The 240-nt window shown below is 55.0% G+C and carries 1 pseudogene; it reads left to right on the top strand.

Annotated elements, in window-relative coordinates:
* A pseudogene (locus tag R2R70_RS22820) lies at positions 1-240 on the top strand (hypothetical protein); the annotation flags it as partial.

The raw sequence follows: 240 nt of genomic DNA, 5'->3' as shown, positions 1-240 counted from the left end.
ACATTACAAATCACATCGCCCGCCAATGCCGGACGATCTGCGTGCACAAATCGAACCCTTGCACGCGATGGTTAAAGCGATGGGACTGCCGCTGCTGGCGGTTTCTGGCGTAGAAGCGGACGACGTTATCGGTACTCTGGCGCGCGAAGCCGAAAAAGCCGGGCGTCCGGTGCTGATCAGCACTGGCGATAAAGATATGGCGCAGCTGGTGACGCCAAATATTACACTTATCAATACCAT

Source organism: Cobetia sp. SIMBA_158 (assembly GCF_046566945.1).
Classification (GTDB): Bacteria; Pseudomonadota; Gammaproteobacteria; order Pseudomonadales; family Halomonadaceae; genus Cobetia; species Cobetia amphilecti.
The sequence above is the reverse complement of the archived record's forward strand: the minus strand, read 5'-3'. Positions and strand labels throughout refer to the sequence as shown.